Annotated in this window: 25 protein-coding genes; 15 read left to right on the top strand and 10 right to left on the bottom strand. The window is 74.8% G+C overall.

What is annotated here, in order from left to right; all coding sequences use genetic code 11:
- Nucleotides 1-78 precede the first annotated feature (78 nt).
- The 4 genes from ABZ659_RS25670 (at nucleotide 79) to ABZ659_RS25655 (ending at nucleotide 2638) form a co-directional block, all read left to right on the top strand.
- A complete protein-coding gene (locus ABZ659_RS25670; RefSeq protein WP_360224298.1) occupies nucleotides 79-909 on the top strand; it encodes a PP2C family protein-serine/threonine phosphatase in 831 nt (276 codons plus the stop codon).
- Between the two features lie 83 nt (nucleotides 910-992).
- Nucleotides 993-2045: an MASE1 domain-containing protein gene (locus tag ABZ659_RS25665; RefSeq protein WP_360224296.1), complete on the top strand. Its 1053-nt coding sequence runs from the start codon at nucleotides 993-995 to the stop codon at nucleotides 2043-2045.
- 17 nt (nucleotides 2046-2062) lie between these two features.
- Nucleotides 2063-2290 (top strand): DUF2945 domain-containing protein, encoded by a 228-nt coding sequence (locus ABZ659_RS25660; RefSeq protein ID WP_360224294.1) that lies wholly within the window; start codon nucleotides 2063-2065, stop codon nucleotides 2288-2290.
- Nucleotides 2291-2296: 6 nt separating this feature from the next.
- The gene (locus ABZ659_RS25655; RefSeq protein ID WP_360224292.1) at nucleotides 2297-2638 is read left to right on the top strand and encodes a DUF3140 domain-containing protein; all 342 of its coding nucleotides are present in this window, start codon (nucleotides 2297-2299) and stop codon (nucleotides 2636-2638) included.
- 184 nt (nucleotides 2639-2822) lie between these two features.
- Here ABZ659_RS25655 and ABZ659_RS25650 read toward each other — a convergent pair whose 3' ends face one another.
- From ABZ659_RS25650 to ABZ659_RS25635, 4 genes are all read right to left on the bottom strand, one after another.
- Complete coding sequence (locus ABZ659_RS25650; protein ID WP_360224290.1) at nucleotides 2823-4025, bottom strand: cysteine desulfurase-like protein; 1203 nt, start codon at nucleotides 4023-4025, stop codon at nucleotides 2823-2825.
- A 238-nt stretch (nucleotides 4026-4263) separates the two neighbouring features.
- Nucleotides 4264-4743, bottom strand: a complete 480-nt coding sequence (locus ABZ659_RS25645; protein WP_360224288.1) for an ATP-binding protein — start codon at nucleotides 4741-4743, stop codon at nucleotides 4264-4266.
- A gap of 107 nt (nucleotides 4744-4850) precedes the next feature.
- Nucleotides 4851-6095 carry a SpoIIE family protein phosphatase gene (locus ABZ659_RS25640; protein ID WP_360224286.1) on the bottom strand — a complete coding sequence of 415 codons (1245 nt, stop codon included), beginning with the start codon at nucleotides 6093-6095 and terminating at the stop codon, nucleotides 4851-4853.
- Nucleotides 6092-7576 (bottom strand): ATP-binding protein, encoded by a 1485-nt coding sequence (locus tag ABZ659_RS25635; RefSeq protein WP_360224284.1) that lies wholly within the window; start codon nucleotides 7574-7576, stop codon nucleotides 6092-6094. Before ABZ659_RS25635 ends, ABZ659_RS25640 begins: the two co-directional genes overlap by 4 nt.
- Nucleotides 7577-7811: 235 nt before the next feature.
- Between ABZ659_RS25635 and ABZ659_RS25630 the strand changes: the two genes are divergently transcribed.
- The 3 genes from ABZ659_RS25630 to ABZ659_RS25620 all read left to right on the top strand — a co-directional run bounded on the left by ABZ659_RS25630 (nucleotide 7812) and on the right by ABZ659_RS25620 (nucleotide 8938).
- Nucleotides 7812-8150 (top strand): hypothetical protein, encoded by a 339-nt coding sequence (locus ABZ659_RS25630; protein WP_360224282.1) that lies wholly within the window; start codon nucleotides 7812-7814, stop codon nucleotides 8148-8150.
- Nucleotides 8147-8584 carry a response regulator gene (locus ABZ659_RS25625; protein WP_360224280.1) on the top strand — a complete coding sequence of 146 codons (438 nt, stop codon included), beginning with the start codon at nucleotides 8147-8149 and terminating at the stop codon, nucleotides 8582-8584. Before ABZ659_RS25630 ends, ABZ659_RS25625 begins: the two co-directional genes overlap by 4 nt.
- Before the next feature lie 165 nt (nucleotides 8585-8749).
- Nucleotides 8750-8938, top strand: coding sequence for a hypothetical protein (locus ABZ659_RS25620; RefSeq protein WP_360224413.1), 189 nt, complete (start codon nucleotides 8750-8752; stop codon nucleotides 8936-8938).
- A gap of 107 nt (nucleotides 8939-9045) precedes the next feature.
- Here the strand turns inward: ABZ659_RS25620 and ABZ659_RS25615 are convergent, their stop codons facing one another.
- From ABZ659_RS25615 to ABZ659_RS25605, 3 genes are read right to left on the bottom strand one after another with little or no spacing between them, the layout of a single operon-like run.
- Entirely contained in the window at nucleotides 9046-10047 is a 1002-nt protein-coding gene (locus ABZ659_RS25615) for a DUF5914 domain-containing protein (RefSeq protein WP_360224278.1), read from the bottom strand.
- On the bottom strand, nucleotides 10044-11183 hold the full coding sequence (locus ABZ659_RS25610) for a phytoene/squalene synthase family protein (protein ID WP_360224276.1): 1140 nt from the start codon (nucleotides 11181-11183) through the stop codon (nucleotides 10044-10046). Before ABZ659_RS25610 ends, ABZ659_RS25615 begins: the two co-directional genes overlap by 4 nt.
- Nucleotides 11180-12709, bottom strand: coding sequence for a phytoene desaturase (locus tag ABZ659_RS25605; RefSeq protein WP_360224274.1), 1530 nt, complete (start codon nucleotides 12707-12709; stop codon nucleotides 11180-11182). Before ABZ659_RS25605 ends, ABZ659_RS25610 begins: the two co-directional genes overlap by 4 nt.
- A 373-nt stretch (nucleotides 12710-13082) precedes the next feature.
- On the opposite strand from ABZ659_RS25605, the gene ABZ659_RS25600 reads away from it, so the two are divergent.
- From ABZ659_RS25600 to ABZ659_RS25590, 3 genes are read left to right on the top strand one after another with little or no spacing between them, the layout of a single operon-like run.
- Entirely contained in the window at nucleotides 13083-14279 is a 1197-nt protein-coding gene (locus ABZ659_RS25600) for a lycopene cyclase family protein (RefSeq protein ID WP_360224272.1), read from the top strand.
- A 23-nt stretch (nucleotides 14280-14302) separates the two neighbouring features.
- Complete coding sequence (locus ABZ659_RS25595) at nucleotides 14303-15028, top strand: class I SAM-dependent methyltransferase (RefSeq protein WP_360224270.1); 726 nt, start codon at nucleotides 14303-14305, stop codon at nucleotides 15026-15028.
- Nucleotides 15025-16596 carry an FAD-dependent oxidoreductase gene (locus ABZ659_RS25590; RefSeq protein WP_360224268.1) on the top strand — a complete coding sequence of 524 codons (1572 nt, stop codon included), beginning with the start codon at nucleotides 15025-15027 and terminating at the stop codon, nucleotides 16594-16596. Before ABZ659_RS25595 ends, ABZ659_RS25590 begins: the two co-directional genes overlap by 4 nt.
- Before the next feature lie 201 nt (nucleotides 16597-16797).
- Here the strand turns inward: ABZ659_RS25590 and ABZ659_RS25585 are convergent, their stop codons facing one another.
- A complete protein-coding gene (locus ABZ659_RS25585; protein WP_360224266.1) occupies nucleotides 16798-17838 on the bottom strand; it encodes an NAD(P)-dependent alcohol dehydrogenase in 1041 nt (346 codons plus the stop codon).
- A gap of 144 nt (nucleotides 17839-17982) precedes the next feature.
- Here ABZ659_RS25585 and ABZ659_RS25580 point away from each other — a divergent pair, with 144 nt between their 5' ends.
- Complete coding sequence (locus ABZ659_RS25580; RefSeq protein WP_360224264.1) at nucleotides 17983-18423, top strand: hypothetical protein; 441 nt, start codon at nucleotides 17983-17985, stop codon at nucleotides 18421-18423.
- On the opposite strand, the gene ABZ659_RS25575 is transcribed toward ABZ659_RS25580, so the two are convergent.
- The gene (locus ABZ659_RS25575) at nucleotides 18424-19332 is read right to left on the bottom strand and encodes an endonuclease/exonuclease/phosphatase family protein (RefSeq protein WP_360224411.1); all 909 of its coding nucleotides are present in this window, start codon (nucleotides 19330-19332) and stop codon (nucleotides 18424-18426) included. It abuts the gene before it with no gap.
- Nucleotides 19333-19656: 324 nt separating this feature from the next.
- Here ABZ659_RS25575 and ABZ659_RS25570 point away from each other — a divergent pair, with 324 nt between their 5' ends.
- The 4 genes from ABZ659_RS25570 (at nucleotide 19657) to ABZ659_RS25555 (ending at nucleotide 24673) form a co-directional block, all read left to right on the top strand.
- Complete coding sequence (locus ABZ659_RS25570; protein WP_360224262.1) at nucleotides 19657-20844, top strand: MFS transporter; 1188 nt, start codon at nucleotides 19657-19659, stop codon at nucleotides 20842-20844.
- 675 nt (nucleotides 20845-21519) lie between these two features.
- Nucleotides 21520-21705 carry a hypothetical protein gene (locus ABZ659_RS25565; RefSeq protein ID WP_360224260.1) on the top strand — a complete coding sequence of 62 codons (186 nt, stop codon included), beginning with the start codon at nucleotides 21520-21522 and terminating at the stop codon, nucleotides 21703-21705.
- A gap of 72 nt (nucleotides 21706-21777) precedes the next feature.
- Complete coding sequence (locus ABZ659_RS25560; protein ID WP_360224258.1) at nucleotides 21778-23403, top strand: DUF4135 domain-containing protein; 1626 nt, start codon at nucleotides 21778-21780, stop codon at nucleotides 23401-23403.
- Nucleotides 23354-24673: an MFS transporter gene (locus tag ABZ659_RS25555; protein ID WP_360224256.1), complete on the top strand. Its 1320-nt coding sequence runs from the start codon at nucleotides 23354-23356 to the stop codon at nucleotides 24671-24673. The genes ABZ659_RS25560 and ABZ659_RS25555 overlap by 50 nt, the downstream gene beginning before the upstream one ends.
- A 65-nt stretch (nucleotides 24674-24738) precedes the next feature.
- Here ABZ659_RS25555 and ABZ659_RS25550 read toward each other — a convergent pair whose 3' ends face one another.
- Nucleotides 24739-25686 (bottom strand): hypothetical protein, encoded by a 948-nt coding sequence (locus ABZ659_RS25550; protein ID WP_360224254.1) that lies wholly within the window; start codon nucleotides 25684-25686, stop codon nucleotides 24739-24741.
- Nucleotides 25687-25841: the final 155 nt, after the last annotated feature.

The raw sequence follows: 25841 nt of genomic DNA, 5'->3' as shown, positions 1-25841 counted from the left end.
GTAGCCCTGTAAAGTACAAAACGCCCTATTCATCCCATAAGGGGACCCTACGGGGGCTGTCTTCCGTCGGAGTGATGGATGTTCCGCAGGCGCCCGCCCCACGACGGCGACGAACTGCTCGCCCGGCTGGGCTCGCTCACGTCCCTGGCGCGCGAGCGCGCGGAACTCCAGCGCTCCCAGGTCGAACTGGCGATCGCCCTGCAGCGCGAGATGCTCCCGGCCGACCTGCCCTCCGCCCCGGGCCTGCGCCTGGCCGCCCGCTACCTGCCCGCCTGCTACGGCCTCAACGTCGGCGGCGACTGGTACGACGCCTTCCGGCTCCCCGACGGCCGTATCGGCCTGTCCATAGGCGACGTCCAGGGGCACAACATCGAGGCCGCCGCGTTCATGGGGCAGGTGCGGGTCGGGCTGCGGGCCCTGGCCTCCGTCACCAGCGACCCAGGCGACCTGCTCGCCGTCACCAACGACCTGCTGATGACCCTCGGCACCGACCTCTTCGCCACCTGCACCTTCATGCGCCTGGACCCGGCCACCGGCCTGCTGGAGAGCGCCCGCGCCGGTCACATCCCCTGCGTGTGGGCCACCGCGGACGGCAGGTCCGGGATCACCGACGACGAGGGCGGGCCCCCGCTCGGCCTGCAGGAGGGCATGAGGTACCCGGTCTTCCGGCACCGCCTCGCCCTCGGCGGGGTCTTCGTCCTGGTCACGGACGGCGTAGTGGAGGGCCCCGCCCTCGACGTCGAGGAGGGGCTCCACCAGACCGTCCGCCTCGCGGGCATCGCCGCGGTCGCCGGTCTGGACGCCGAGGCCCTCGCCGCCGCGGTGATCAAAGGCGCCGAACGCGTCGGCCACGAGGACGACGCCGCCGTACTCGTCGTCCGCCACGACCGACCGGCGAACGGCGCCTGAGCCCGTCGGCGTGCCCCGCCGGTCAGCCATTGGGCGTCACCGGCGGGCCGCTCGCCTCGCCGGACCGCCGGGACCGGTGTCTGATGGCTGCTGTGGTGGCAACCCGGGTTCCACGCCGGGCGCTCACGCCCGGCCTCCAGGCACTGGCCGTCGCCGCGTGCTACTACGCGGCGGGACGGCTCGGCCTGCTGCGGCAGCTCGCCGTGGAAAGCGCCGTGTTCACCCCCATCTGGCCCGCCACCGGCGTCGCCCTGGCCGCGCTGCTGGTCCTCGGTCCGCGCTGCTGGCCCGGCATCGCCCTCGGCGCGTTCCTCGTCATCCTGTCCCTCGCCGGCCTGGACATCCACCCCGCCGCCCTGATCACGGTGGCGGGCAGCACCGCCGCGCCCGTCTTCTCGTACCTGCTGCTGCGCCGGGTGGGGTTCCGCCCCGAACTGGAACGGTTACGCGACGGCATCGCGCTGGTGGTCCTGGGCGCCCTGGTCGGCACCCTGATCAGCGCCACCACCGGGGTCAGCGCCCTCGTCCTCACCGACCAGCTGGAGGCCACCGCGTTCGGCGCCGTCTGGTTCGCCTGGTGGGTCGGGGACGCCATGGGGGTGCTGGTCGTCACCCCGCTGCTCCTCGTCGCGGCCAAGGCCCTGACCCGCCCGCGTCCCCGGCTGCGCCGCTGGCCGGAGGCCGTCGCGCTGCTCGTCGCCACCCTCGTGATCGTCCCGCTGGCCACCCGCAGCTCGGTCAGCCTGCTGTTCCTGGTCTGCCCGCTGCTGATCTGGGCCGCTCTGAGCTTCCAGGTCGCGGGCAGCATGTTGTGCGCCCTGTTCACCTCCGTGATGGCCACCGTCGCGGCCACCGACGAGGTCGGCCCCTTCCAGGGGCTCACCCATGTGGAGGTCATGAGCAAGCTCCAGGCGTTCAACGGCAGCATGGCCCTCATCGCGCTGCTGCTGTCCGCCGTGATCGCCGAACAGCGCAACACCCGGCGCTCCGTGGAGCACGCCTGCCAGGAACTGGTCGAGGTCCTGGAACACCTCACGGCCAGCGAACCGCAGGCCCGCTGGCCGCCCCCCGGCACGGACCTCCCCGAGATCCCCCACCTGCCCGACCTGCCCACGAAACCCCCCGACGACGACTGAAGCCCACGGAGGCCGCCATGACCAAGCAGCGCAAGCAGAAGAAGGAACTCCGCAAGGGCGACAAGGTCGCCTGGAGCACCCACGGCACCGAGACCGGCGGCACGGTCGAGAAGAAGATCACCGGCCGCACGGAGGCCGCCGGCCGCACCGTCGACGCCTCGCCCGACGACCCGCAGTACGAGGTGCGCAGCGAGAAGTCCGGCAAGTCCGCGGTCCACAAGCCTTCCGCGCTGCGGAAGAAGTGACGCGCCATGACCGACGACGACCACCAGGGCACCTGGGACGACTTCCGCGAACTGGTCAACATGAGGCCGTCCGACCTGGAGAAGTGGCTCGACACCGACGAGTCCCAGGCCGCCGGACAGCACCAGGACGGCGGTGAGTCGACCGGCCACGCCTCCGGCCGCCGCATCCTCGCCATCCTCCGTGCCAGGAAGTCCGACCTGTCCGACGACGACTACGACCACATGCGCAAGGTCGTCGGCTACGTCCGCCGCCACCTCGCCCAACGGCCCTCCGGGGACGTCCGGGACTCCCGGTGGCGGCACTCGCTGATGAACTGGGGCCACGATCCACTCGTGGAAGAGTCGTAGGGGCTCGCCCGGAGGCCGCATCCGGTACCGCCCCCCGACCCGAAGTGGTTCCGGGGGGCGGTACCGCGACCTCGCCGGGCGAGCCCCGAGACGCGCGGCTGCGGTGCGGACCGCCGGATCCCCGCCGTGTCCCTCCGTCGTCCCCTCCGGCGGAGGGCCACTCACCCGGGCGGGGCCGGGCCGCTCAGCGCACGACGTCGGCGAGCGCGGCCAGCAGCCGGTCGCACTCCTCCTCGCTGGTGTACGGGGCGGGCCCGATCCGCAGCCCGCCCTCGGCGCCGAGGCCCAGGTGGCGGGAGGCCTCCAGCGCGTAGAAGGAGCCCGCCGGGGCGTGCACCCCGCGCTCGGCCAGCCGCCGCGCGACCTCGGCCGCGCTCTGCCCGGCCACGGTGACCAGCAGCGTCGAGGTGCGCCGGGCGGCCCGGGAGCGCACCGTCACCGCGGGCAGGGCCGCGAGCCCCGCCTCCAGCCGGTCCCGCAGCGCCCGCTCGTGCCCGGCCAGCGCCGCGAAGGACGCCTCCAGACGCGCCCGGCGGCTGCCCGTCGCCGCGTCGTCGAGCCCGGCGAGGAAGTCGACCGCGGCGTGCGCGCCCGCCAGCAGCTCGTAGGGGAGGGTGCCCAGTTCGAACCGCTCGGGGACCTGGTCGCTGGACGGCAGCAGCTTGTCCGGCCGCAGCGTCTCCAGGAACTCCGGGCGGGCGGCCAGCACACCGAGGTGCGGACCGAGGAACTTGTACGGCGAGCACACCAGCGTGTCCGCGCCCAGCGCCGCCAGGTCCACCGCCGTGTGCGCCGCGTGGTGCACCGCGTCGACGTGCAGCAGGGCGTCCACGCCGCGCACCAGCTCGGCGATCTTGGGCAGGTCGGGCCGGGTGCCGATCAGGTTGGACGCGGCGGTCACCGCGACCAGCCGGGTGCGAGGCGACAGCGCCGCGGCGACGTGGTCGGCGGTCAGCTCACCGCTGACCGGGTCGAAGTCCGCCCACCGGACGCTGGCGCCGACCGCCTCGGCCGCCTGGATCCAGGGCCGGATGTTCGCGTCGTGGTCGAGCCGGGTGACGACCACCTCGTCCCCCGGGCCCCAGGTCCTGGCCAGGGCGCGCGCCAGGTCGTAGGTGAGCTGGGTGGCGCTGCGGCCGAAGACGACGCCGCGCGGGTCGCCCGCCAGGAAGTCCGCCAGCGCGGCCCGCGCCCCGGCGACCACCGCCTCCGCGTTGCGCTCGCCCGGACTGTGCGGACCCCGGTTGGCCAGCGGGGCGCGCAGGGTGTCCGCGATGGCGTCGATGACCGGCAGCGGCATCTGGGTGCCGCCCGGGGCGTCGAAGCGGGCGGAGTCCGGGGTGAGGCCGGGTATCGCGGCGCGGACGGCGTGGACGTCGAAGGCCATGTACGTGCTCCAGGGGGTCGACCGGACCAGGGCGGGGGCGCACGGCACGGCCGCGCGGAGCACGACGGTATCCGGTGCCCGACGCGGCGCGGACGGCGGTACCACCCGGCCCGTCCGACCGGTCGGCCCCGGGCACGGCCAGCGCGGGGCGAGGGGCTGGCCTGGGGGTGGTCGGTGCCGGGCGTCGGGCTGGCCCGGGCACGGTCAGCGCCGGGCGAGGGGACGGCCCGGGGAACGGTCAGCGCCGGGTGGCGCGGTCCCCGGCGGTGAGGTCGAGCCGGGCGACCACCTGCTTGCCGCCCTCGAACGGCACGACCTCCAGCTCCCGGCTGCACATCTCCACCAGACGCAGGCCGTGACCGCCGACGCGCGCCGGGTCGGGCGGCTGGGTCCGGGGCGGCTCGCGCGAGGTGTCCCAGACGGCGATCGTCAGCTCGGTGCCGTCCTCCGACAGTCGCAGCCGCAGACCGCAGTCGCCGGACGTGTGCCGGAGGGCGTTGACGAGGAGTTCGTTGGCGACCAGCTGGGCGTCCAGCTCCGCGAGGGGGTTGACCGGGACTCCGGAGACGGCGGACGCCCGGCCGAGCAAGGCGCGAACGGCCCGCCGCGCGTCGGCGGCGCGTCCCGCACCCGGGCTCCAGGTGGCTCGGTAGCCCAGGGCGGCGGATCCGTCCGGCTCGTGTTCCTCGGCCGCCTGTGGTCCAAGCGGGATGACCATAAACCGCACCTTTTTGCATCGCAGGGGCAGTGCTCGTGAAGCGCGTATGCAAACTCCGTTACCCCGTTTCCGCTCGCGTACCGCTCCGGAGGACGAGCGCCGCCGGCTCACGCGGACGGGTCCCGGCCGGTCTCCGGCACCCCGGTCCAGTCCAGGCGCAGTACCGCGAGGTCGTCGGTGTGCCGCTCGGCGTTCTTCGCGCGGACGGTGTCGAGCACGGCGTTGAGGTGGCGGCCCGGATCGGGCACGCGGGTCTTCTCCAGGACCCGCAACAGCCCGTCGACCCCCAGGCGGGCGTCCTCGCCCCGGCCGCCCCCGTCCCGGCCGTCGGCGCCCGGCTCGGCGCCGTACCCCTCGATCAGTCCGTCCGTGTAGGCGATCAGCGCGCCGGTGGGGGGCAGGGACAGGGTGGTGGCGGGCCACTTGCCGAGCCCGGGGACTATCCCGAGCGCCACGCCGTGCGCGGCGGACACGGGGTGGGCGCCGTCCGAGGTCAGCAGCACCGGCTCGTGGTGTCCGACCAGGTACAGGGTCACGGTGGCGGACGCCGGGTCGAGCGCCATCACGGTGCAGGTCGTGAACAGGTCGCTGCCCGTGCGCTCGGCGATGTGTATCCGCTCCAGCAGGTGGAGCAGCTCGTGGCCACGGTGCCCGCCGAGGGTCAGCGTCCGCCAGGCGATCCGCAGACAGACGCCGAGCGCCGCCGCGTCCGGCCCGTGCCCGCTGACGTCGCCGATGACGGCGTGCACGATGCCGTCCGGGGTCTGCACCACGTCGAGGAAGTCCCCGCCGAGCAGCGCCTGCGCGCGCCCGGGGAAGTAGCGGCTGGTCGCGGTGACCGACCCGGACGACAGGATCGGCTCCGGCAGCAGCCCGCGTTCGAGGCGGGCGTTCTCCGCGGCGCGCACCCGGCCCACCTGGAGGGCGGCGCTGGCGCGTTCGGCCCGCTTGCGCTGCACGGCGTAGCGGACGGCGCGCTGCAGCAGCTCCGGCTCGACCTTGCCCTTGACGAGGTAGTCCTGAGCACCGGCGGCCAGCGCGTCCACCCCGGCCCGGGACTCCACGAGCCCGGTCAGCACGATGATCGCGGTGTCGGTTTCGGTGTCGGCGTCCTGGACGGCGGCGACCGTGCCCAGCCCGGAGGCGTCGGGCAGGTGCAGGTCGAGCAGGACGCAGTCGTAGGGCGCCACGGCCAGCGCCCGGCGCGCCTCGGCGGCGGTACGGCAGCGGACCAGGGAGTGACGCAGGTCCGTGTCGACGAGGAGTTCCTCGACCAGCAGGGCGTCGCCGTCGTCGTCCTCCACGAGCAGGATGCGGAACGGCGTCTCGTAGTCGATGGCCGGTTCTCTCATGACCGCTCCTCCTCGCGGGCGTCGGTGGCCGGGAGGGTGAACACGATCCGGGTGCCGGGGGAGTGCTCGGCGTCGACGGCGATGGTGCCGCCGTGGAACTCGACGACCTTCTTGCACATCGCCAGGCCGATTCCGGTGCCCGGGTAGGCCTCGCGGGTGTGCAGCCGCTGGAACAGGACGAACACCTTGTCCTGGAAGTCCGGCTCGATGCCGATGCCGTTGTCGGCGACGGCGAACTCCCAGTCGTCCCCGGCGCGGGTCACGCTCACCCTGATGCGGGGCGTGCGGTCCGGGGCGCGGAACTTCACCGAGTTCGACAGCAGGTTCTGCCAGAGGATGCCGAGCTGGGTCGGGTCGCCGAGGACGGTGGGCAGCGGGTCGTGGGTGATCTCGGCGCCGCTCTCCTCGATGGACACGCTCAGGGTGTCCAGCGTGCGCTCCAGCACCTCCGCCAGGTCGACCTCCGTGTGGTCGTTGTGGACCCGGCCGACGCGGGAGAAGGCCAGCAGGTCGTTGATGAGGACCTGCATCCGGTTGGCGCCGTCGACGGCGAAGCCGATGTACTGGTCCGCCCGGTCGTCGAGCTGTCCGCCGTAGCGCCGCTGGAGGAGCTGGGTGAAGCTGGACACCTTGCGCAGCGGCTCCTGGAGGTCGTGCGAGGCCACGTAGGCGAACTGCTCCAGCTCGGTGTTGCTGCGCTTCAGTTCCGCGGCCTGCTCGTCCAGCAGCCGCCGGGCCTCCTCGCTGTACTCCAGCTCCGCCAGCAGGCGGCGGCGCATCGCCTCGACGTCCGCGGCGAGCTGGCGCAGGTCGGCGGGGCCGGTGCCGTCGATGGGCTGGCCGAAGCGCCCGCTGGCGACCTCCCGTGCGGACCTGCCCAGCTCGGTGAGCGGGCTGGTCACCCCGCGCCGCAGCCCCTCTGAGACGAGCGCGGCGACCAGCAGGATGACGGACCCGATCACCGCGAAGCTCGCGTTGCGCAGCTCCCTGGTGCTGCGCAGGTCGGCGAGGGCCGCGTCGTTCTGCTTGCTGAGGTGCCGCTGCTGCTCGGCCGTCGCCCGGCGCACGGCGTCGAAGACGCGCTTGGCCTCGTCGGCGCGGTCCGGCGTGACCGTGACCGCCTCCTCCGGTCCGACGGCGGCGATCGGCCGGGCGAAACCTTCCTGCCAGCGCTGGGCGAGCCGCTCGACGGCGGCGAGGTCCGCGAGCCCGCGGCGGTCGCCGCCCAGCAGCTCCCGCAGCCGTCCGGTCGCGGCCCGCTCGTCGGCGACCCCCTCCGTATACGGCCGGAGGAAGGAGCGCTCACCGGTCAGGCCGTAACCCCGGATGCCGGTCTCCTGGTTGACCAGTGCCGACTCCAGCCGGACGGCCTGGTCGAGGGCGGGGGAATGGTGGCGGACCAGGTTGTCCGTCACCTGGGAGGTGCGGGCGATGGCCCACACGCCCAGTGATCCGAGCACGGCCAGTACGGTGAGGGTCACGGCGACCCCCGTCCGCAGCCAGCGTCGGGTCGTCCAGTGTGACCGCCCCGGGCGTGGGCCGGCCGGACGCTCCTTCGTCACGGTCTGTGTACTCCTTGGGCTTCGGCTGCCGTACCGGAGGGTGCGGCTGGCCTACCGTAATCGATGTCCTGACAACGGCTGTTGTCAGGGATGACCGTGCCCCCTAGGGTGGGGGACATGCACGTCCCCTACTCCTTCCTGCGACGCTCAGCGGATGACTGACGGGGAGATGACCGACCGCGTCGCCGCCGCGGTGGACGAACTGGCCCACCGGCTCGTCCACGACCTCGCCCGCCCCCCGGGCGTGGACGGCGCGTCGGACGCGCGTTGGCACGCACTGGCCCGCCTGCGGGTGCTCATGCAAGTGGAGCGGGCCGTACACGACCTGGAGCAGGGCGCCGCCCGCGCCGCCGCAGTGGCGGGCGCCGGGTACCCCGAGATCGGCCGGGCGGCCAGCATGACGCGCCAGGGCGCCCGCCGCCGCTGGCCCGGCCTGACCCGAGCCACGCCCGGCCCCGCTCCCCGACTCTCCCCCCGGAGTACACGACCATGACCGTTCCCCCCGCCACCGCCCGCCCCTACGACGTCCTGCTGGTGGAGGACGACGTCGCCGACGCCCTGCTGATCCAGGACGCCCTGCTGGGCCGGGGCGCGCGCAACCTCGCCCAGGTATCCGACGGGATGGAGGCCCTGGAGTACTTGCGGGACCCGGCCAAGCCGCGCCCCGATCTGATCGTGCTCGACCTCAACATGCCCCGGATGAACGGGCGCGAGTTCCTGGCCGTCGTCAAGGAGGACGCCGAGCTGCGCACCATCCCCGTGGTCGTGCTGACCACCTCCGCGGCCCCCGACGACGTCTCCGGCGCCTACCGGCACCACGCCAACGCGTATGTCACCAAGCCGGTCAACCTGGAGGAGTTCGAGGCGGCGGTGCGCAGCATCGACGCCTTCTACCTCGACATCGCGGTGCAGCCGCCCCGGCCCTGACCGCACGCGCGCGTATGCCGCGACGGGCCCGTCCCCGCAACGGGGGCTGGTCCGTCCGTGCGGTGATGTCCCCCGAACGGTCCGCCCGGCGCGAACCGCGGCCGGGTCTGGGGTCCCCTGGCAGAGACAGGACCGATCGGCGGACAGGGGAGTGCCGTGTACGAAATGCACATAGGTCCGGGAACCGCGGACGGCGAACTGGTGTGGCACCTGGTGCCGCCCCACGACGCCAAGACCCTGTGCGGAGCACGGGTCAGCGCATCACCGGGAGACGCAGCCAACTCGACCGACCGGCACTGCGCCCCGTGCATGGTCCGGTTCCAGCAGACGATGGAGGCCGCCAGCGCCAAGTGACCCGCCTGCGCGGGGCCAGGGGGCCGGACGACCCGGCCCCCTGCCGCGCGTGCCCGCCGTCGGGTCGACCGTTCCGGGTGCCCGCCTCACCTGGTCGCCGACTGTTCTCACCCCGGGAAGCGGCCCGTGGAGCGCAGCTGCCAGCGCCGCTCCGCGTACGCCAGGTCGTCCCGCCACAGGCGGCCCGCCGCCGCCCGCACCAGGGGCCGCAGCAGCGGTGCCGCCCGGCGGGCGACCGTGAACCCGGGCCGGTCGGAGGCGGCCACCACGGCCTCGATGACCGCCGTGCGCGGACGGCCCCGCTCGTCCTCGCCGAGCGGCGTCGCGTGGGTCTCGACGACGGAGCCCCGCCCCTCGCCCGCCACGATCCGCATCACGACCGTACGGGGCTCGGGAGCGGTGAACACGGCCCGCACCGGCACCACCAGCCGACCCGCGACCCGGAACGACACCTCCACGGTGAACCCGTCGCCACCCGCGTCCGCATCCTCGGCCACCGTGAGGTCGACGAAGGAGTAGGGGTGGAACCAGGCCCCGTGCCAGGGGTCGAGACGGTTGGCGACCACGTCCTCCGGCTCGCACCCGCCCGCACCGACGTACACCGCGGACAGCGACCCCGCGAGCGCCGGGCGCGGCGGCACCACCGGCGCGTCGAGCGGGGGTTCGCCGCCGACCTCGTCGAGCCGGACCCACACCAGGACACCGTCGTCGTACGCCGGATACGGCTCCCAGCCCGCGAACGGCTCCCCGTCCAGGGCGAGTCCGTGCCAGTGGCACACCAGCGTGCCGCAGCGCACGGGACTGTCCCGCAGCGGCGCCCCCAGATGCGGGCAACTGCCCGGCCCCGCCGCCAGCCGCCCGTCGGCGCGGCGCCAGACGACCACCTCACGGCCCGCGACGGTCCGCGCGAGCGGTCGCCCGGCGCCGAGGTCGCGTGCGGCGCCGACGACGTACCAGTTGCCCGAGGGCCGGGCCCGCGCCCGCTTCACCGCCTCGGCGATCACGGCGGGCCGCGCCTCCCGCCAGGTGGGGCGCTGCCGCTCCCAGGGGACGGGGCGGCGCCGCAGGGAGAGCGGGAAGCGGCGCCCGCCCGGCGGGCCGGGGTTCACGCGACCTCCTCGTGGCACTGGGGCAGCGGGGCCTCCGGTGGGGCGGGCGCCGGGCGGCGCCGGGCACGCAGCCGTTCGGCCGCCACCCGGACGGCGCCGTCCGCGGCGACCACCGCCCGGCGCCGCCGCGCCACCACGACCCGGCGGTGCAGCACCGGGTAACCGGCGCTCGCCACGGCGTCCAGGATGCCGCCGTACAGCACGTACGCGGCGCGGATACAGGGGCGTGCCACCGGGTCGAGCATCGCCAGACCCGGCGCCGCCTCCCGGTAGACGCGGCGGGTCAGCGCCTCGAACTCCCGCAGCGCGGCGGTGATACGGGCATCCGCGCGGCCGGTGTCGCGGCTCCAGCGCAGCAGCGGCCGGTCCACCCCGTGCGCGGCGAGCAGGTCGCCGGGCAGGTAGACGCGGCCCCGGTCGAGGTCCTCGCCCACGTCCCGCAGGAAGTTGCTCAGCTGGAAGGCGACGCCGAGGGCGGCGGCGTGCGGGGCGGCCTCCTCCCGCGGCACCACCGTGCCCAGCACCGGCAGCATCTGCAGACCGATCACCGCCGCGGAGCCGTGCACGTAGCCGCGCAGGTCCTCGTAGGACGGGTAGTCCGTCACCACCAGGTCCGCCCGCATCGACGCCATGAAGTCGGCGAAGTGCGCGTGCTCGATGCCGTACCGACGGGCGGTGTCGGAGAGCGCCCGCACGACCGGGCCCTCCCCGTGGCCCGCGCGCGGACCGTGCGGCGCCGGGCCTTCCCTGTGCCCTGCGCGCGGCTCCCGCGCCGTGCGGCCCTCCTCGCGGCCCGCGCGCGGTTCCCGCGCCACCGGGTTCTCCCCGTGGCCCTCGCGTCCGGGCGCCGTGGGGCCCTCCCCGCGCAGTCCTCGTTCCAGCCGCGCGTGCAGCGCGGACAGCGCGGCCACGCGCTCGCTGGCCGTGAAGCCGGGGTCGAGGGAGTCGACGATGTCGTCCGCCCAGCGGGCGAAGCCGTAGAGGGCGTGTACGGCGGGTCTGCGGGCGACCGGCAGGAGGCGGGTGGCGAGGAAGTACGTCCGGCCGTGCCGGGCGTTGAGGGCGCGGCAGTACCGGTAGTCCGCGCGCAGCGCCGGGTCCGTGATGCCCGCCGCGTCGAGTTCCCGTGCGGTCATGCGGCGGCTCCCCGGGCGAGGGCCCGCGCGGTCCGGCGCGCCCGGGGGACGCCGGTGACACGGGCGGCGGCCAGCTTCCCCGACACCAGCACCGTCGGCACCCCCACCCCGGGCGTCGTACCGCACCCGGCGAGGACGGCGTTCTCGGTGCCGCGCACCAGGTTGCGGGGCCGGAACGGTCCCGTCTGGGCGAAGGTGTGGGCCGCCGAGAAGGGCGTACCGGCGGCGTGTCCCTGGGCGTGCCAGTCGGCCGGGGTGACCAGGCACTCCGCCTCGATGGCCGCGCCGACGCCGTCGAGGCCGCGCCGCTCCAGGTGCCCGAGCAGCTCGTCCCGGTAGCGCGGGCCGAGCGCGGACCAGTCGGCGGCGCCGGGCCCGAGGTCGGTGTTGGGGCACGGCGCGAGGACGTAGTGCAGATGGCGGCCCGGGGGAGCGAGGCCCGGGTCGGTCGCGGTGGGCCGGGTGATCAGCAGCGACGGGTCGCTCATCAGCCGCCCGGCGTGGGTCAGTTCACGGAACGTGCCGCGCCAGGCCGCCCCGAACGACAGCGTGTGGTGCGCGAGGTGCGGCCAGGTGCGGTCCGTGCCGAGGTGCAGCACCACCGCGGACGGCGCGTGGCGCAGCGCCAGCGGACGGCGTGGCGCCCCGCCCAGCAACTGGTAGGCGACCGGCAGGTCCGGGGTGAGCACCACGGCGTCGCACGGCACCCGGTCCCGGTCGGTGACGACGGCCGTGATCCGCGCGCCGGACCGCTCCAGCCGCGTCACCCGCTCCCCGAACCGCAGCTCGGCCCCCGCGTCGGCGGCGGCGTCCGCCATCGCCCGCGGCAGCGCGTGCATCCCGCCGCGCGGGAAGTACACCCCGGCGACGGTGTCCATGTAGGCGATGACCGCGTACGCCGCCAGCGCCCGCTCGGGCGGCACCCCCGCGTACAGCGCCTGGAAGGAGAACACCCGCCGCAGCCGCTCGTCCCGCAGGAACCGCCCGATCCGCGCGTCCAGCCGCCCGAACCCGCCGAGCGCCGCCAGCCGGGCCAGGTCGGCGCCGACGATGTCGAACGGCGAGTCGAAGTTGGCGTCGATGAAACGGCGCATCTGCACCCGGTACAGCCGCTCCAGCCAGCTCCGCAGCCGCCGGTACCCGGCGGCCTCCCCGGCCCCGGCGAACCGCTCCACCTCCGCCGCCATCGCGTCGGCGCCGGTGTGCACGTCCAGCGCGCTGCCGTCGGCGAAGCGGGCCCGGTAGGCCGGGTGCAGCCCGATCAGCTCCACCCGCGCCCGCAGGCTGTCGCCGACCGCGGCGAACGCCTCCTCGGCGAGGTCCGGCATGGTCAGCACCGTCGGCCCGGTGTCGACGCGGTAGCCGCCGAGGTCGAGCCGCCCGGCGCGGCCCCCGGGCAACGCCTCCCGCTCGACGACGGTCACCCGGCGCCCCGCGCCCAGCAGGTGCAGCGCCGCCGACAGCCCGGCGAGCCCGGCACCCACCACCACGACGTGGTCCGTACGTCCCGGCACCGCCCGCGTCACCGCCGTACCTCCCCGGCACCGGGCCGGTGGGTTGGGGCATTCGGCCGCGCCCGTGCGGGGGAACCCGGCGGCGCCGCCGGGCACGGGACGGGCGGCACCTGTGCCGCGTGGTCGGCCTTCGGGCGGGTGGGGCGCATCCGGCATCCTCTCGTCAAGCTCGCGGACGGCTGGGTCCGTCACGCCTTTCGGCGGTTGGGCCGCGCGCGGATGCGACCCGCGGCGGACTTCCGCGCCGTCCCTTTCCTTCCATGGCCGGACCCCTGCGTCGCGGCGCCGGGCGCGCGTCGCCCGTACGGATGAGCCGCATCCGAAGGGGGACCCGGCCAGGAATGCTCACCAGAGAGGCCCGGGAGCCAGGAGGGAGACACCTGCCGTGATGGACGCGGACGTCGCCATCGTGGGCGCGGGAGCCGCCGGGCTGTCCCTCGCCCACCGGCTCGCCGAACCGGCCGCCGTCGCGACCCGGCGCCTGTCGGTGGTGCTGCTGGAGGCCCCGCCCGGCCCGCTGCGCCCACCGCCGCGGACCTGGTGCTTCTGGGAACGCGGCCGGGGCCGCTTCGACGCCGCGGTCACGGCCGACTGGGACCGCCTGCGGGTGCGCCCCGCCACGGGCCCGCCGGTCGTCGGTGGCACCGCGCCCCTGCGCTACAAGATGATCAGGTCCGACGACTTCGAGTACCTCGTCGCCCACGACCTGGCACGCGGCACCGGCGTCCGCCGCGTCCAGGGCACCGTCGACACCGTCGAGGACCTGCCGCGGGGCGCCCGCGTCCACTGGCGCGACCCCGCCGGACACCCGCACGCCCTGCGCGCCCGCTGGGTGTTCGACTCCCGCCCCCTGGGCAGCCTCCCGGCCGCCCGCACCACCCTGTTGCAGCACTTCCACGGCTGGTTCGTCCGCACCGCCCGCCCCGTCTTCAGCCCCGGCACCGCCGACCTGATGGACTTCCGCACCCCACAGCCCGTCCACGGCCTGTCCTTCGGGTACGTCCTGCCCCGGGGACGCCACGAGGCGCTGGTGGAGTACACCGAGTTCTCCGCGCGGCCCCTCACCCCCGACGCCTACGCCAAGGCCGTACGGCACTACGCCGAGGACGTGCTGCGCCTCGGCGAGTGGGAGGTGCTCGCCACCGAGACCGGTGTCATCCCGATGACGGACGCGCCGCTGCCGCGGCAGGTCGGCGCGTCCGTGTTCCGCATCGGCGCCGCGGGCGGCGCCACCCGCCCCTCGACCGGCTACACCTTCGCCGGACTGCAACGCCAGACCCGCGCCGTGGCGGACGCCCTGCGCCGGGGCCGCCACCCGCTGCCCCCACCGGCCCACTCCGCCCGCTCCCGCGCGATGGACGCGGTCCTGCTGCGCGCCCTGGACAGCGGACTGGTCGACGGCCCCGCCCTGTTCACCCGCCTGTTCACCCGGGTCCCGCTCCGACGGCTGCTGCTCTTCCTGGACGGCCGCACCTCCCTGCCGCAGGACCTCGCCATCGGCCTGCGCACCCCCGTCGGCCCGATGCTCCGCGCGGCGGCGCAGGTCCCCCGCCTGCCCCGCCGCCCCTTCGACGGCCCCTGACCCGCCCACTTTCCGGAGACTCCATGACGCTGCTGCGCGACGAGCACCTCGCCGCCGCCTTCGACCACGCCGCCCGCGGCTACGACCTGCTCACCGCCGCCAGCCCCGGCTACCACGCCCACCTGCGCCGCTCCGTGCGCCGACTCGGACTGCCCCGGTACGGCGAGGGACTGCGCGTCCTCGACCTCGGCTGCGGTACCGGCGCCTCGACCGCCGCGCTCGCCGAGGTGCTGCCCGGCGCCCGGATCACCGCCGTGGACGCCTCCGCGGGCATGTTGGAGCGGGCGGCGGCCAAACCCTGGCCGGACGGCGTCGACTTCGTGCACGCCCCGGCGGAGGGGCTCGCCGACGCCAGCGTGAACGGGCCGTTCGACGCGGTCTTCGCCGCCTACCTCTTCCGCAACGTCAGCGATCCCGACGCCGTCCTCGCCGCCGTGCGCGACCTGCTCGCCCCGGACGGCAGACTCGGCGTGCACGAGTACACCCTCAGCGGGCGTCGCGCCGACCGCGCCGTGTGGACGGCGGTCTGCCGGGGACTGGTCCAGCCCGTCGCCACCGTCCTCGGCGACGGACAGCTCTACCGCTACCTGTGGCGCAGCGTCGTCGACTTCGACACCGCCGACGCCTTCGCCGACCGGCTGCGCGCCGCGGGCTTCGAGCACGTCCGCACGCTTCCGCTCCCCGGCTGGGAGACCGGCATCACCCACACCTTCGTCGCCCGCCGCGCCCGGCCGGAGGCCGCCGAGTGAACCGGCTCCCGCACCCCGCCCGCCGGGGCCGAGACCGGCGGGCCCGCGTCCTGCTCCCCCCGCCCGGCGCCCCGCGCGTCGCCGCCGACCCGCCGCCCGCCGTCGCCGTCGTCGGCGGCGGCATCGCCGGGCTCGCCGCGGCGACCGCGCTCGCCGAACGCGGCGTCGCCGTGACGCTGTACGAGCGCGAACCGCAGCTCGGCGGGCGGGTCGCGGGCTGGCCGACCGTCCTCGCGGACGGCACCGAGGTGACGATGAGCCGCGGCTTCCACGCCTTCTTCCGCCAGTACTACAACCTGCGCGGACTGCTGCGCCGTACCGACCCCGGCCTGGACCGCCTCACCGGACTGCCCGACTACCCCCTGCGCCACGCCGACGGCCCGCGCGACAGCTTCCGCCGGGTGCCGCGCACCCCGCCGCTCAGCGCGCTCGGCTTCGCCGCCCTCAGCCCCTCCTTCGGCGCGCGCGACCTGCCCGGCCTCGACCCGCTCGCCGCCCTGCCGCTGCTCGACGTGCGGGTTCCCGAGGTGTACGACCACCTCGACGACACCAGCGCCCACGACTTCCTGGACGCCGTCGGCTTCCCGGAGCGGGCCCGCCACCTCGCGTTCGAGGTGTTCTCCCGCAGCTTCTTCGCCGACCCGCGGCAGCTGTCGGCGGCGGAGATGGCGCTGATGTTCCACATCTACTTCCTCGGCTCCTCCGAGGGCCTGCTCTTCGACGTCCCCCGCGCCCCCTTCCCCCGGGCCCTGTGGGAGCCGCTCGCCGCCTACCTCCGCGGACACCGCGCCGACCTGCGCACCGCCACCGCCGTCGAGGCCGTCACCCCCACCCCGGACGGCGGCCACACCGTCGCCACCGCCGACGACGAACGCCGCTACGACGCCGTCGTGCTCGCCCTGGACACCGCGGGCCTGCGCACCCTCGTCGCCCGCTCCGGCCACCTGGCCGACCGCGCCTGGCGGGAGGGCGTCGCCCGGCTGCGCACCGCGCCCGCGTTCCTCGTCACCCGGCTCTGGCTGGACCGGCCCGTCGCACCCGACCGGCCCGGCTTCCTCGGCACCAGCGGCTACGGCGGCCTGGACAACGTCAGCGTGCTGGAACGCTGGGAGGACGAGGCGGCCCGGTGGGCGCGGCGCACCGGCGGCTCCGTCGTCGAACTGCACGCCTACGCCGTACCGCCGGCCCGCCGCCGGGAGGAGGCGGAGCGGGACCTGCTGCGCCAGCTGCACCGGATCTGGCCGGAGACCCGGGCGGCCACGGTCGTCGACGCCCGCCACGAGTGGCGCGCGGACTGCCCGCTGTTCCCCGTCGGCGGCTACCTGTCCCGGCCGACCGTGCACACCCCGCACCCCGGCCTCGTCGTCGCGGGCGACCTGGTGCGCACCGGCCTGCCGGTGGCCCTGATGGAACGCGCGGCGACCTCCGGGTTCCTCGCCGCCAACCAGCTGCTGCGCCGCTGGGGCGTACGCGGCCAGACCCTGTGGACCGTGCCCGACCGCGGCCGCCACGCCCCGCTGCGCGCACTGGCGGGCTGGGCGACCCGCCGCCAACCGGCGTTCGGCTGACCGGGCGCCCGCCGCCCGCCACGTGGGGGAGGCGACCACGTGCGCGGCACGGCTACGTCGCCTGAAGGGGTCCCGCGAAGGACCTGCGCAGGGAGCCGGGGGCGGCGAGGGGGAGGAGCGCGGCGAGCGTCCTGCCCTTCAACGTGTCCGGCTCCCGCGTCGGTTCGACGTCGCGGCCCCGGCCCGGCACCGCCCCCGCGGTCAGCCGTTCGGGAGGATCACCGCGCGGCCCTCGACCTTCCCGGCGTGCAGGCGCTCGTAGGCGAGCGGGGCGTCGTCCAGGGGGTACGTCTCGGTGTGGACGGACACCACACCGGCGCGGGCCAGCGCCAGGACCTCGATCAGTTCGCCGCGGCTGCCCCAGTAGGGGGCGTTCACCGACACCTCGAACGGCAGGTGGCCGAACCCGACGGGCAGCGCCCCGCCGCCGATGCCGACGATGCTGATGTCACCCTCGACCGCGGCGACCGCGCCCGCCATGGCCACGGTGGGCTCCGCGCCGACGAAGTCGAAGACCGCCTCGGCGCCCGGACCGCCGGTCAGCTCCCGTACCGCGTCCGCCGCCCGGGCGTCCGACAGGACGGTCTCGTGGGCGCCCACCGTCCGCGCGAGCCGCAGCTTGTCCTCGGAGACGTCGAGGGCGATGACCCGGGCCGGGGTCAGCGCCCGCAGCAACTGGATGGCCACGTGCCCGAGCCCACCGGTGCCGATGACGACGGCCGTGGACCCCGGCACCAGCTTGACCAGGGACCGCTTGATCGCGTGGTACGGCGTCAGCCCCGCGTCGGTGAGCGGTACCGCGGCGACGGGGTCGAGGCCCGCGAGCGGCACCAGGTGCCGTACGTCGTCGACGAGCAGGTACTCGGCCATCGAGCCGGGCGCGCCCAGACCGGGCGGGCGGATGCCGAGTTCCTCGGCGCGCAGGCAGTAGTTCTCCTTGCCCTCGGCGCACTTGGCGCAGGTGCCGCACCCCCAGGGCCCGTACACCGCCACGGCGTCCCCCTCGGCGACGCCGTGCACCCCGGCGCCCAGCGCGGCGACGGTCCCGACGCCCTCGTGGCCGAGGGTGAGGGGGAGCGGGTAGGGGAAGTCCTCGGCGGGCCAGCTCATCACCGCGATGTCGGAGTGGCACACCCCGGCCGCGGTGACCTCCAGCAGGACCTGCCCAGGGCCCGGCTCCGGGTCGGGGACGGTCACGACCTCGGGGGCGGCGCCGATGGTGCGGTACTGCAGTGCCTTCATGTCCGGACTCCTTCGGCCGTGTGGGGGGATGAGGGTCCGCCGGACCTCCCCCCTCAGTGTGGCCGGAAACGACCGTCATGGCCTGCCGTGTCCCGGCGGCTGTCCGTGACGGCCGCGTGATCACGACTCGCTATGCTGCCTGGCATGTCTTCGCCAACGCCGCCCGTCGTCAACGCCCCGCCCGCCCCCGTCGCGCCGTCGCGCCGACCCGGGCCCGTCGTGGCCGTGGCCCTCGCCGTGGGCCTGTTGCTGGGCGGCGGCGGGGTGGGCGTGGCCTGGGCGCTCAGCGGCGAGGACGCCGCGACGGGTGGCGCGGCGGACGACGCGCGTGCGGCCTGTCAGGCGCTGGACGGCTTCGCGGAAGAGGACTACGTGGTCGAGGGCGCCAGAGGCGAGATCGCGGTGAACCGCTTCGCCGCCGCCACCGTCCTGTCGGCCTCGGCGGCGGCCGGGGACACCGAGTTCAAGCCACTCGCGAAAGCCCTGCGCGAGGCGCGGGCGCGGCACGCGCAGACCTTCGACATGGCCGACGCGACGGTGCGGGAGCCGCTCCGGACCGCCCGCGACTTCTGCGCCGCGCTGTGACTACCGGCCGAGGCTGATCCGGGCGGCCACCGGCAGGTGGTCGCTCCCGGTGGCGGGCAGGGCGCGGATGTGCCGGACCGTCGCCGCGCGGGCCATCACCTGGTCGATCCGGGCCACCGGGAAGGCCCTCGGGAAACTGAACGCGAAGCCCCGCTCCGCCGTGTTCAGCCGGGCGGTCAGCGGGCGCAGGCCCCGGTCGTCGACGGTGCCGTTGAGGTCCCCGAGCAGGACCACCGACCGCACCGGCTCGGCGCCGACCGCCCGCCCCAGCCGCCCGGCGCTCTCGTCGCGCCAGCCGGAGGCGAGGCCGCTCGCCCGGACCCGGACCGACGGCAGATGGGCGACGTACGCGGCGACGTCGCCGTACGGCGTGGCGACCACGGCCCGCAGGCCCCGCTGCCACGGCTCGGTGATCCCGTCGGGCTTGATGTCCAGTGGCCGGGCACCGGTGAGCGGGTGCTTCGACCAGAGCCCGACGGTGCCGCGCACCACGTGGTGCGGGAAGCGGGCGGCGAGTGTCTCCTGGTAGACCGGCAGCGCCGTGGGCAGCAGTTCCTGGAGCGCGATGAGGTCGGGGTCGGCGGCGGCGAGGGCGCGGGCCGTGCCCGCCGGGTCGGGGTTCACGTCACTGACGTTGTGCTGGACGACGACCAGCTCGCGCTGGCCCGGTCCCGGCGCGGGCAGCAGCAGGGCGCCGAAGTGGTGCGTCCACGCCGCGACCGGCAGCAGCAGCGCCACCAGCGCGGTGGCCGAGCGGTACCACAGGGCGAACCCGAACACCACGGCGGCCAGCAGACCGAGCCAGGGCAGGAAAACCTCCAGCAGACTGCCGAGGCGCCCGACCTGGTTGGGCACCAGCCGGTGCCCGGCCAGCAGCAGAGCCGTACCCGCCGCGGCCCCGGTGAGCAGCAGCGTCGGCCGTCTGTCCACGGCCGTCCACCGCAGGTCCGTACCGTGTTCCGTTGATCGAATTCGTCGCACGGGTGAGGGACGGCCGACGGCGGTGCGACGGTTCCACCCCCCTGCCCCCGATCGGCCGGGCCGGAGGCAGGTCACCTCGGCGTTCCTCCAGGACGCGCACCGTCTGCCCGCTCCGCCCCACGGCCGGCGGCGCCACCCCGCCGAGTCGCGCCTCGCGCCGCAACCTGCCAGGTCAGCACTCTTGCCCGGCCCCGGCACACCCCCTAGCCTGCTTTTGTGCCGCTAATAAACAAAACCCGTTCGCACAATGTCGTGCCGGGCAACGGCAGGGACCTCACCCGGCTCCGCACCGTCCTCACCGTCTTCTTCGCCCTCGACGGCTTCGTCTTCGCCGGATGGGTCGTCCGCATCCCCGCCATCAAGCAGCAGACCGGCGCCTCGGCCACCACCCTCGGCCTCGCCCTCCTCTGCGTCTCCGCGGGCGCCGTCATCACGATGACGCTGACCGGCCGCCTGTGCCGCCGCTACGGCAGCCACCAGGTCACGGTCGTGTGCGCCGTACTCCTCTCCCTCAGCGTCGCCCTGCCCCCGCTCACCCACTCGGTGACGGCCCTCGGCGCCGTACTGCTGGTCTTCGGCGCGGCGTACGGCGGGATCAACGTGGCCTTCAACAGCGCCGCCGTCGATCTGGTGACCGCCCTGCGGCGCCCGATCATGCCCGGTTTCCACGCCGCGTTCAGTCTGGGCGGAATGCTCGGCGCGGGGCTCGGCGGACTGGTCGCGGGCGTGCTGTCGCCCACCCGCCATCTGCTCGGCCTCACGGTCGTCGGCCTGCTGGTCACCGCCGTGGCCGGGCGAACGCTGCTGCGCCAGCAACCGCCGCTCCCCCCGGACCACGAACGGACGGCGCCGGGCGCCCCACGCCGCCTGGACCGCCGTACCCGCGCCCTGGTGACCGTCTTCGGCCTCATCGCGCTGTGCACGGCGTACGGCGAGGGCGCCCTCGCCGACTGGGGCGCGCTCCACCTGGAGGAGGACCTGCTCGCCTCCCCCGGGGTCGCGGCGATCGGCTACTCCTGCTTCGCGCTGGCCATGACCGTCGGCCGACTGACCGGGACGACCCTGCTGGAACGCCTGGGCCACACCCGCACCGTGGTGGCGGGCGGCACGACGGCCGCCGCCGGGATGCTGCTGGGCGCGCTCGCCCCCGCGCTGTGGGCGGCCCTGCTCGGTTTCGCCGTCGCCGGACTCGGCCTCGCCAACCTCTTCCCCGTGGCCGTGGAACGCGCGGGCGCCCTGGCCGGTCCCACCGGCGTCGCCACCGCCTCCACCCTCGGCTACGGCGGTATGCTCCTCGGCCCGCCCGCGATCGGTTTCATGGCCGACTGGTCCTCGCTGTCCACGGCCCTCACCAGCGTCGCCGTGCTCGCGGCGGTCGCCGCCGCCATCGGGCTCGCCACGGGGCGTGCGACGGCGGGGGCGACGGGCTCCCCGCCGTAGGCACGACGGCCACGGTCCCGGCGGTGTGCCGCGCTGGAACGACCGGACCAGGGTCTCCACCGCCTTGGCCACGACTCCGCGGAACCTCTGCGACACGCGCCCCCGTTCGGTCCCTGCGGCCCGTTGGAGAACAGGGCCAGGTCGCAGGCGTCGAGGCAGGCGATGTCGCGCCCCTGCACCAACCGGATCGAGCTGCTGCCCCCGACCATGACCAGGAAGTAGTCCTCGGGATCGTCCTGACGGATCTGCACCGGCGAAACGCCGGGCGCTCATCGGGGCGTAGAGGGAGGCCCCACCTGACTGTGCGGCGGTTGCACGCTCTGCGCCCGCCGCGGGAAGCGGGGCGCGTGCGGGCCGCGGATGGGGGCCCCGCGCGAGGCGGGTGCGGGCCAGGTCCTCGGTGGTGAAGTGGATACGTCACGGCATGGCCGCGATTGTTCTGGCACACCGTTCTTTGGGCCGGGCCGCATCACGTCGACTACACGGTTGTGGCGAGCCGACGCCCTGTTCCTCGTACGGCGCCTCGCGAGACGCCTCGGGACGTTTCGTCCAGTACCGAATGCTTCGCCCGGGAGCCGTTCTCCGTGCGATGTTGGCGGGGAACGGGACCCGGCTCGGAGGTCTCGGCCTCCGAACCGCACCGTGAATCCTGATGCGTCACGTTGAGGAGCGAACATGAACACGGGAATCGCAGAACTCGGGATCGACTCCATTCCGGCCAACCGAGGTGTCGTGGACGGCGTTCACGGTGCCGCTGAGGCGACGACCACCACCGTCGTGAGCGCGGCGCAGGTGACCACCACCACCGTCGTCAGCGCCGCGCAGGCGACCACCACCACCGTCGTCAGCGCCGCCGTCTAAGGGCGCGACCGCCGCCGGCCGGAGTGCCGGATCCGTCCGGGCACTCCGGCCGACCGTGAGAGGACTGACCAAGTGAGCGGCGACCTCGGCGTTCTGTACGCGGACAGCCTGCACCGGGCGACCACCCGGCTCGACGGCTCGCTCGGGGCCCTGTCCCCGCAGGTGGCCCCGCAGGACGCCGACGCGTGCTTACGCCCGGTGCGGAACGCGCTGGAGCGTCAGCTCCGGCAGGCCGTCCTGCCCGTGGTGTGCGGGGAGTTGGCACGCGCCCGCCAGGCGCGGGTGCTGCGCGGCGCGACCCCGGAGGAGCGGTACAGGGACTTCTGGGACCGGGAGACGCTCACACCGGAACTGCTCGCGAAGCGGTACCCCGTAGTCGCCTCGGAGATCGAGGTGATCGCCACGACGACGGTCGACGCCGTCGTCCACGCCGCCCGGTCGCTGGCCCGCGACATCGAGGCGCTGTCCGGTGAGCTGCCGGACGCCCGTGGGCGGCTGCTGGACGTCAACCCGGTCGGCAGCGATCGCCACGCCGGGGGCAGACAGGTCATCTCCCTCGGCTTCGACGGCGGGCGCGTCTACTACAAGCCTGTTTCGCTTGCGTCGGCCGACCTTCTCCACCGTTTCGTCGAACTGGCCGGGGTACCGTCCGAGCTGTGGCCCGGTCGGCTCAGAACGGTGGACCGCGGCGGTTACGGCTGGCTCGAAGAGGCCAAGTTCAGGCCCTGTACCGAGGTGTCGCAGGTCCGGCGGTTCTGGCGGCGCTGCGGTGTCCTGCTCGCGGTGTGCTGCCTGCTGAACTTCACGGACGGGCACTTCGAGAACCTGGTCGCGGCGGGGGAGCACCCGGTGCTCGTCGACACCGAGACGCTCTTCCAGAACTACGCCTGGCGCAGCCGCGGCGGACGCCTCGCCTCCGTCGTCGACACCGGCCTCGTGCAGCACGCCGGTCCCGCGGCACCCCCGAGCGGCATGACCTCGGCCTTCCAGGTCATGGGCGGTGGACGGCTCTCGTCGCTCAGCCCGGCGGCCGACGGCGAGGGCACCGACACGATGGCCGTCAGGTTCCAGCGGACCCTCCACGAGCCGCCGGTGAACCTCCCCGTCCTGGCCAGCCGGTTCCAGACCGTCGACGGCTACGTGGAGGAGCTCGTCGACGGCTTCCGCACGGTCTTCTCACTGTGCCGGCAGCGCAGGAACGAGATCCTGGGCGACAGCGAGTTCTGGGACAGGGCCGCCGCTCACGAGTCGCGCCAGATCATCCGCGAGACCCGCTACTACGTACGGCTGCTGCGCCTGACGGAGCAGCCCGACTACGCCGTCTCCCCGGCGCGCGCGGAGCACATGATCACCGACTGGCTGCGCTTCGAGGAGCCGGACAACCGGTACAACACGCTCGTGGCCGACGAGGTCGCGGCGCTGAAGGGCTTCGACATCCCGTACTTCGGGCACCGGGTCAGCGGGGTCGCCCTGGCCTCCGCCTCCGCCGAGCACGCCGGGTTCTTCCCCACGTCGGCGCTCACCCAGATCCGGGGCAACATCAGCGACTGGGACGAGCCGTTCGTCGACGCGCAGTGCGCGCTGCTGCGGGAGAACCTCTCGGTACCGCCCGGTGACACGGCGCTCAGCCCGATGGACGAGCGACTGCTTGACCAGCTCACCCACCGGCGGCACCCGGCAGCGGCAGGACCGGAGTGATCACGGCCCCGGCCCCCGGCTCCCTGCCGACGGGGCCATGACCGGACCGAAGCCGAGGCGGCGCCGACGGACGACCGCGGCTTCCCACCGGCTGCTGGTCACGGCGCGGACCCTCTCCGCGCTCGGCGACTTCATGGTCCCGGCGGCCATGGCCGTCGCGATCACCGGCAAGTCCGGCTCGGCGGCCGACATCGGCGGGGTGCTGGCCTGCGCGCTGGTGCCCAGGCTGGTGCTGCTGCCGATCAGCGGGGTGCTGGCCGACCGCCTGGACCCCCGCCGGGTGGCCATCGGGGCCGATCTGGTGCGGATCGTCACCCAGTCCGTCATCGGGCTCGACTTCCTCGGCAGCGGCTTCGACCTCAAGGTCATCGCGGTGGCGCAGTTCGTGGCCGGTGCGGCCGCGGCCTGCTCGCTGCCGACCACCTGGCCGCTGGTCGTGGCCGCGGTCGCGCAGGACGACCGCCGGAAGGTGAACGCCCGACTGTCAGCGGCCCGCAGCGCCGCCATGCTGCTCGGTCCGGGGCTCGCGGGCACCGTCATGCTGACCGTCGGCCCGGCCCTGGTGTTCCTCCTCGACGCGGCGGCGTTCGCCTGTAGCGCCGCACTGCTCGCCCTGGTCCGGGTGCACCGGGTACCGGCAGCCGCGTCGACCTTCTGGTTCGACCTGCTGGAAGGCTGGACGGAGATACGGTCCCGGGTCTGGTACTGGGCCAGCCTCGTCGTCCACGCGAGCTGGAACCTGGCCTCCGGCGTGCTGCTCACGCTCGGCCCTCCGATAGCCATGCGCGAACTCGGCGGGAACGCCGTCTGGATCGCGACGCTGCAAACCGGCGGTGTCGGCATGTTGGTGGGCTCGGTCCTGTCCTCACGGGCCCGGCTGCGGCGGCCGGTGCTCGCGGGGAACCTCGGGCTGGCCGGTTACTGCGTCCCGCTGCTGTTGTTCGCGGCCAGGGCGCCCGCCCCCCTGGTCATCGGCGCGTATGGACTGGCCCTTGGACTGCTCGGCTTCTTCAACCCCCTGTGGGACAGCACCGTGCAGGCCCTGCTGCCCCGGCACGTCCTCGCCCGGGTCACCGCCTACGACCTGCTGCTGTCACTTGCCGCCCAGCCCCTGGGGCTGGTCCTCGGACCGGCGCTCGCCGCCAGGACGGGGACCGCCGTACCCCTCCTGGGCAGTGCGGCGGTGCTCGCGGGGGCGGTCGTCGTCACCGCCGCCCTGCCGCAGGTACGCCTGCTGACCCTCGCCCACCGCACGACCGAACGTCTGTGACGAGGGGGCAGCGGACGTCGTGAGCGCCGCCGCGGGCACGCGTCCGGCCCGGCGGAAGAAGCGGATCAGGTACCGCACACGAGCTGCCGGCCGAGGTCGGTGAGCAGGTGCTGAACCGAGCGACCGCGCCGTGTGGTGACGATGAGGCCGGCGGCGCGCAGAACGGCCGTGTGCTCCGAGGTGGTCGCCAGGCTCATCTCCACCCGGGACGCCAGTTCCGTCGTCCCGCAGGGCGTGGACAGGCTGCACAGCACGGCGGCCCGGGTGTGGCCCAGCAGTTGCCGGAGGGCCTCCGGCCGGTCCGGGATCTCCTTGTGGAACAAGGTGCCGGAGTCCGCCGGAGAGTAGACGAGGACCGCCGTGCCGTCCGAGAGCGTGCCCATCCAGGGATCGCCGGTCCAGAAGCAGGACGGCGCCAGCATGACGGCCCCCTCCCGCGGGTCGGTCCCGGGCTGTCGCGTCGCCGGGTCTCCGTGATGGAACACGGCGTCGGGAAGCTGACGGCTCAGGGCGGCCCGTATGCCGGCACGGAGCACGTCCCTGCCGAACCTGGCGGACTCCCGGGCGTGGCTCGCCTCGACCTGCCGCCAGTACGGCAGGAGGCACGAGGTGAAGTAGCTGCGCAGCGCGTGGCACAGTTGGTGCCTTCCCCTGCCGTCGACGCCGACGAACACCGAGACCCACTGGGGGAGGGCGCGCTCGCCCGACGCGTCGTGGAGGCGCTCTCTGACCACCGTGTCGGGGGTCGCGCGCAGGACCGCCAGTGCCCGGTCGAGACCGGTCTCGGGCACGGCGGCGAACATCGTCGCGTCGCCGTACACCGAGACGAGTTCCAGTAACGGCCGTGCCGCGCTGGGCAGGTGGGTGGCGACCCACGCCTGCCACCGGGTACGGCGCCGTGCGTCACGGCCCGGACGCAGGGAGCGGAGGCTGACCAGAGCCTCCAGGAGGGGAAACGGCTCGGCCGCGAAACGGATCCTGCCGACGTCCAGACATCCGAGATCGACATCCAACAATGCTTCCTCCGACGCCTCGGCCTCTCCTCGCCCGCTCTCCCTCCCCCTCCGGGCCCATCCTGTGGCTTGCGTGGACCTGCTGACGACGTGATTCGGCTCGGACCGAATGACGACATTCCGCGCCTCCGAGCCGCCCGACCGCACGGCCCGCA

It is taken from the genome of Streptomyces sp. NPDC006997 (assembly GCF_040635175.1).
GTDB lineage: Bacteria > Actinomycetota > Actinomycetes > Streptomycetales > Streptomycetaceae > Streptomyces.
The sequence above is the reverse complement of the archived record's forward strand: the minus strand, read 5'-3'. Positions and strand labels throughout refer to the sequence as shown.

Coding starts and splice junctions, on each gene's coding strand:
- ABZ659_RS25580 (WP_360224264.1), top strand. CDS start 17,983: ATGTCTTCGCCAACGCCGCCCGTCGTCAACGCCCCGCCCGCCCCCGTC.
- ABZ659_RS25565 (WP_360224260.1), top strand. CDS start 21,520: ATGAACACGGGAATCGCAGAACTCGGGATCGACTCCATTCCGGCCAAC.
- ABZ659_RS25595 (WP_360224270.1), top strand. CDS start 14,303: ATGACGCTGCTGCGCGACGAGCACCTCGCCGCCGCCTTCGACCACGCC.
- ABZ659_RS25655 (WP_360224292.1), top strand. CDS start 2,297: ATGACCGACGACGACCACCAGGGCACCTGGGACGACTTCCGCGAACTG.
- ABZ659_RS25660 (WP_360224294.1), top strand. CDS start 2,063: ATGACCAAGCAGCGCAAGCAGAAGAAGGAACTCCGCAAGGGCGACAAG.
- ABZ659_RS25650 (WP_360224290.1), bottom strand. CDS start 4,025: ATGGCCTTCGACGTCCACGCCGTCCGCGCCGCGATACCCGGCCTCACC.
- ABZ659_RS25630 (WP_360224282.1), top strand. CDS start 7,812: ATGACTGACGGGGAGATGACCGACCGCGTCGCCGCCGCGGTGGACGAA.
- ABZ659_RS25665 (WP_360224296.1), top strand. CDS start 993: ATGGCTGCTGTGGTGGCAACCCGGGTTCCACGCCGGGCGCTCACGCCC.
- ABZ659_RS25620 (WP_360224413.1), top strand. CDS start 8,750: ATGCACATAGGTCCGGGAACCGCGGACGGCGAACTGGTGTGGCACCTG.
- ABZ659_RS25670 (WP_360224298.1), top strand. CDS start 79: ATGTTCCGCAGGCGCCCGCCCCACGACGGCGACGAACTGCTCGCCCGG.
- ABZ659_RS25640 (WP_360224286.1), bottom strand. CDS start 6,095: ATGAGAGAACCGGCCATCGACTACGAGACGCCGTTCCGCATCCTGCTC.
- ABZ659_RS25610 (WP_360224276.1), bottom strand. CDS start 11,183: ATGACCGCACGGGAACTCGACGCGGCGGGCATCACGGACCCGGCGCTG.
- ABZ659_RS25585 (WP_360224266.1), bottom strand. CDS start 17,838: ATGAAGGCACTGCAGTACCGCACCATCGGCGCCGCCCCCGAGGTCGTG.
- ABZ659_RS25625 (WP_360224280.1), top strand. CDS start 8,147: ATGACCGTTCCCCCCGCCACCGCCCGCCCCTACGACGTCCTGCTGGTG.
- ABZ659_RS25645 (WP_360224288.1), bottom strand. CDS start 4,743: ATGGTCATCCCGCTTGGACCACAGGCGGCCGAGGAACACGAGCCGGAC.